The sequence below is a fragment of the Delftia sp. ZNC0008 genome, assembly GCF_000799035.1.
GTDB lineage: Bacteria > Pseudomonadota > Gammaproteobacteria > Burkholderiales > Burkholderiaceae_C > Comamonas > Comamonas tsuruhatensis.
Genome location: NZ_JTKZ01000225.1, coordinates 1 through 5,197, shown reverse-complemented (window position 1 = coordinate 5,197; position 5,197 = coordinate 1). Strand labels below are relative to the sequence as shown.

Sequence of the window (5,197 nt, the reverse complement as noted above, 5' to 3'; positions counted from 1 at the left end):
CCGCGTCAGGCCCAGCAATGGAAGGTGGGCGTGCTGGTGGACGAGGCCCACAACCTGCTCGAGCGCGCGCGCCGCATGTACACGGCCGAGCTGTCGCAGTTCGCCCTGGCGGCCGCCCGCAAGTCGGCCACCGGTGCCGTGCGCAAGGCGCTGGACCGGCTCAGCCGCAGCTGGAGCGCGCTGAACAGGGAACAGACCGCCAGCTACCAGGCCCATGAGGAAGTGCCCGCAGGCCTGCTGGGCGCCGTGCAGCGCGCCGTGGCCGCCATCGCCGACGCCAATGCCGACAGCCCCATGCTGCCCGGCGACCCCGTGCTGGACTTCTACTGGGAGGCGCTGCAGTTCATGGCGCTGGCCGAGCAGTTCGGCGGCCATGCGCTGTTCGATGTCCACCTGCTGCCCGGGCGCCCAGGCCCCCGTCGCGCGCCGGCCTCCACGCTGTGCATACGCTGCGTGGTGCCCGCGCCCCACCTGGCGGCACGCCATGCGGCGGCCCATGCCTCGGTGCTGTTCTCGGGCACGCTGAGCCCGCCGCACTTCTACCGCGACATCCTGGGCCTGCCCGAAGGCACGCACTGGCTGGAGGCCGACTCGCCCTTCCAGGCCGACCAGCTCGATGTGCAGGTGGCCGGCCACATCTCCACGCGCTACCGCGACCGCGACCGTTCGCTGCGGCCCATCGCCGACCTCGTGGCCGCGCAGTACGCGCGCCGGCCCGGCAACTACCTGTGCTTTTTCAGCAGCTTCGACTACCTGCAGCGCGTGGCCGAATGCCTGCAGCGCGCCCATCCCGATCTGCCCGTCTGGCTGCAGACCCCGTCCATGGACGAGGAAGGCCGCGCGGCCTTCCTGGCGCGCTTCACCGAGGCCGGGCAGGGCGTGGGCTTTGCCGTGCTGGGCGGGGCGTTCTCCGAGGGCGTGGATCTGCCCGGCGAGCGCCTCATCGGCGCCTTCGTGGCCACGCTGGGCCTGCCCCAGGTCAATCCCGTGAACGAAGAGATGAAGCGCGCCATGGACCGCCAGTTCGGCGCGGACAAGGGCTATGACTACAGCTATCTCTACCCGGGGCTGCGCAAGGTGGTCCAGGCCGCAGGCCGCGTCATCCGCAGCGAGCGCGACCGCGGCGTGGTCTTTCTCATCGACGACCGCTATCGGCGCGGCGAGGTGCAGGCGCTGCTGCCGCGCTGGTGGCGGGTGGAGGGCATGCGATGATCCGGGGCCGCACCAGTCCGAGACTGCCATCCCATCCCATCCAGTCCCCCATCCCGTCCCCATCCAGGAGCCTTCCGAATGCCCCGCATGCGCTGCGCCATCCTTGCATTGACCCTGGGCCTGCTGGCCGGTGGCCCGGCTGCGGCAGGCGTGGTGCAGCCTGTGCCTGACAGGCAGGCCAGCGAGAACAAGATGCCGGCCTATCCCAAGGAAGCCAGGCGGCTGGAGCAGGAAGGCAAGGTGGTGCTGCGGGTTCTGGTGGGCGCCAGCGGAAAGGCACTGGCCGTGGATGTGGCAGACAGCAGCGGCTATCCTCTGCTCGACCAGGAGGCGCTGGACGCCGTGCGGACGTGGCGCTTTGTCCCCGGCACGCGCGACGGCGTGCCGGACAGCATGTGGACGCGCGTGCCCGTCACCTTCCTGCTGAAATAGCGGCATGCCGGTGGTGGCAGGTTTGTACCCGGTGCGTGCCCTGCGCAGCGACACAAGGAGCATTCCATGAAGATCGTCATCACCAGCGTGCTCGTCGACGACCAGGACAAGGCCCTGGGCTTCTACCGCGACGTGCTCGGCTTCGTTCTCAAGCACGACATTCCCATGGGCGGCGATGCGCGCTGGCTCACCCTGACATCGCCCGGCGATGCCGATGGCGTGGAGCTGCTGCTGGAGCCCGACATGCACCCGGCCGCCAGGCCGTTCAAGACCGCCTTGCATGCCGACGGCGTGCCGGCCACCTTCTTCGGCGTGGACGACGTGCAGGCCGAGTACGAGCGCCTGAGCGCGGCCGGCGTGCGCTTCACCAGGCCGCCTACGCATCTGGGGCCGGTCACGATTGCGGTGTTCGACGACACCTGCGGCAATCTCATACAGATCAACCAGCGGCATTGAGCGGGGCCTGCGGCCCTTTCGCGCTCAGTCCCTGGCGGTGGGCTTGTCGTGCCGGGGCGGATCGATGCGCTCGATGTTGCCCAGCAGCAGGGCGCGCCCCGCAAAGGTGCCGCCGGCGGTCTCCAGCGCAAAGCGCTCGGTGTCGCGGCCGCGCACTTCGGACTCCAGCGTCCGGGCCTCGTCCTCGGTGGCGCCCAGGGCCAGCACGGCGTGGCGGCCCATGAGCAGGGCGGACTCGAAGCTCTCGCGCACGACATGGTCGGCGTCCTTCTGGATGAGCTCCAGCGCGTGCTCGCGGTCATAGGCGCGCACGATGAGGCGGGCGTGCGGGCATTCGTGGCGCACGTTCTCCACGATGCGCGTGGCGGCAGCCTTGCTGTCCACGCAGACCAGGATGGCGCTGGCATGGCTGGCGCCGGCCGCATGCAGGATGTCGGCGCGCGCGCCGTCGCCGAAGTAGACCTTGAAGCCGTAGGGCTCGGCGTTGCGGATCACGTCGGGGTCGTTGTCGATGATGGACAGCTTGGCGCCACGGGCCAGCGGCCCCTGGCTGGCGATCTGGCCCACGCGGCCGAAGCCGATGACCAGCACGTTGCCGCGCAGGTCCTGCGGCGCCTCCACGCCGTCCAGCGACACGGCCTGGGCGCCGGCCAGGCGCTTGTGCAGCAGCACCACCAGCGGCGTGATGGCCATGGACAGCACGACGATGGCCGTCATGTTGGCATGCACCTCGGGGCTGAGCACCTTGAGCTTGAGCGCCTCGGCAAACAGCACGAAGGCGAACTCCCCGCCCTGGGCCATGAGGATGGCGCGGTCCAGCGCATCGGCATGGCTGCTGCGTGCCACGCGGGCCACGGCGTAGATGCACAGCGCCTTGCCCAGCATCAGCGCCACCACGCCCATGCCCACGATGCGCCAGTTCAGCGCCACCACCTCCAGGTTCAGCGCCATGCCCACGCCCAGGAAGAACAGGCCCAGCAGCAGGCCGCGGAAGGGCTCCACATCGGCCTCCAGCTGGTGGCGGAACGAGGATTCGGACAGCAGCACGCCCGCCACGAAGGCGCCCATGGCCATGGACAGGCCGCCCATCTCCATCAGCAGGGCGGCGCCCAGCACCACCAGCAGCGCGGCGGCCGTCATCACCTCGCGCGCCTTGGCCTTGGCCAGGATGCGGAACAGCGGGTTCAGCAGCCACAGGCCCGCGCCCACCAGCGCGCCCAGCGACAGCAGGGCCACGCCCGCGCGTTGCCACAGGGGCGAGGTGGCCACGGGCGCCGCATCGGCCGGCGCCAGAAAGGCCACGGCGGCCAGCAGCGGCACGATGAGCAGGTCCTCGAACAGCAGGATGGAGACGATGCGCTGGCCGCGCGGCGCCAGGATGTCGCCACGCTCGGCCAGCACCTGCATGACGATGGCCGTGGAGGTCAGCACAAAGCCCGCGCCGCTGACGAAGGCCACCTGCCACGGAAAGCCGAAGGCCATGCCCACGCCCGTGAGCAGCAGCGCGCACACCACCACCTGCAGGCTGCCCAGCCCGAAGATCTGGCCGCGCAGGTCCCACAGGTGCGAAGGCTTCATCTCCAGCCCGATGACGAAGAGGAACATCACCACGCCCAGCTCGGCCACGTGCAGGATGGTCTGCGCGTCCGTCACCAGCCCCAGCCCGTAGGGGCCTATGGCCAGCCCGGCCGCCAGGTAGCCGAGCACGGCGCCCAGGCCCAGCCGCTTGAACAGCGGCACGGCCACCACGGCGGCCCCCAGCAGCGTGACGATTCCTACGAGCTGGCTTGCATTGCCTTCAGCGGCCATGTTGTGTTTCCTTTGTGCGTGCGTGCGTGCGGCAAGGCGGATTTCCATCCGCGAATTTGCGCGCAGGATAGCAAAGCCCGGTCCTGTGTAGAATCGCGCCCCCTCTGCGCTTACCTCACCGCCCAGCGCCATGCCCCAGATCCTCGTCCACGACCTCCGCAAGACCTACCGCATCCATGAGCGCGACCCCGGCGTGATGGGCGCGCTGCGCGCGCTGGTGCGTCCGCGCCACCGCACGGTGCAGGCGCTGCAGGGTGTGTCGTTTGCGCTGGAGCGTGGCGAGCTGCTGGGCTTCATCGGCCCCAACGGCGCGGGCAAGTCCACCACCATCAAGATCCTGTCGGGCATCCTGCGGCCCGATGGCGGGCGCGTGGAGGTGGACGGGCGCGACCCCTTGGCCGACCGCCAGCGCCATGTGGGCCGCATCGGCGTGGTCTTCGGACAGCGCTCGCAGCTGTGGTGGGACCTGCCCGTGGGCGACGGCTTCAACCTGCTGCGCGACCTGTACCGCGTCGATCCCGCACGCTACGGTCGCACGCGCGACGAGCTGGTGACGCTGCTGAACCTGGAGCGCGTGCTGGACCAGCCCGTGCGCCAGCTGTCCCTGGGCCAGCGCATGCGCGCCGAGATCGCCGCGGCCCTGCTGCACGAGCCCGAGATCCTGTTCCTGGACGAGCCCACCATCGGCCTGGACGCACCCTCCAAGCTGGCCGTGCGCGAGTTCGTGCTGCGCGCCAACCGCGAGCGCGGCACCACGGTGCTGCTGACCACGCATGACATGCACGACATCGAGGCGCTGGCGCGGCGCGTGATCGTCATCGGCCATGGCCGCGTGCTGGCCGACTGCGCGGTCGATGCGCTGCGCGCCCAGGTGGTGGCAGCGCAGGGCGAGGGGCGTGGAGGTGGTGATGGCGAAGGCAATGGAGAAGACATGGCCATCGAGGCCGTGATCGCCCGCTTCTACGCCATGCACGGAGCGGCCGAAGGCTGAGCCTGCATGACGCTGCGTGAACTCCTGCGCCCCTATGTGGCGGCCTTTGCATCGCGGTTCCTGGTGATGCTGCAGTACCGCACGGCCGCCTACGCGGGCTTTGCCACGCAGTGCTGGTGGGGCGCCATCAAGACCATGGTGCTGGCGGCGTTCTACGGCAGTGCCTCGGCATCGGCCGGCGCGCCCATCTCGCTGGAGCACGCCATCACCTACACCTGGCTGGCCCAGGGCCTGTTCGCGCTGCTGCCCTGGAGCGGCGACCCCGACGTGGCCCTGGCCGTGCGCACGGGCACGCGG

General features: G+C 70.3%; 5 protein-coding genes and 1 pseudogene. 5 read left to right on the top strand and 1 reads right to left on the bottom strand.

Going from position 1 to position 5,197, the window contains the following annotated elements; translation table 11 throughout:
- The 3 genes from L995_RS07540 to L995_RS07530 form a co-directional block, all read left to right on the top strand.
- Positions 1-1,212 (top strand): ATP-dependent DNA helicase (locus L995_RS07540; protein ID WP_047470679.1); only part of this gene is annotated, 1,212 nt, incomplete at its 5' end.
- Between the two features lie 78 nt (positions 1,213-1,290).
- A complete protein-coding gene (locus L995_RS07535) occupies positions 1,291-1,644 on the top strand; it encodes an energy transducer TonB (RefSeq protein ID WP_012207609.1) in 354 nt (117 codons plus the stop codon).
- Positions 1,645-1,710: 66 nt separating this feature from the next.
- Positions 1,711-2,100, top strand: coding sequence for a VOC family protein (locus tag L995_RS07530; protein ID WP_047470674.1), 390 nt, complete (start codon positions 1,711-1,713; stop codon positions 2,098-2,100).
- A gap of 24 nt (positions 2,101-2,124) precedes the next feature.
- Here the strand turns inward: L995_RS07530 and L995_RS07525 are convergent, their stop codons facing one another.
- Positions 2,125-3,909: a monovalent cation:proton antiporter-2 (CPA2) family protein gene (locus L995_RS07525; RefSeq protein WP_047470677.1), complete on the bottom strand. Its 1,785-nt coding sequence runs from the start codon at positions 3,907-3,909 to the stop codon at positions 2,125-2,127.
- 130 nt (positions 3,910-4,039) lie between these two features.
- Between L995_RS07525 and L995_RS07520 the strand changes: the two genes are divergently transcribed.
- On the top strand, positions 4,040-4,900 hold the full coding sequence (locus L995_RS07520; protein ID WP_047470672.1) for an ABC transporter ATP-binding protein: 861 nt from the start codon (positions 4,040-4,042) through the stop codon (positions 4,898-4,900).
- 6 nt (positions 4,901-4,906) lie between these two features.
- Positions 4,907-5,197 (top strand): annotated as a pseudogene (locus L995_RS07515) (ABC transporter permease); the annotation flags it as partial.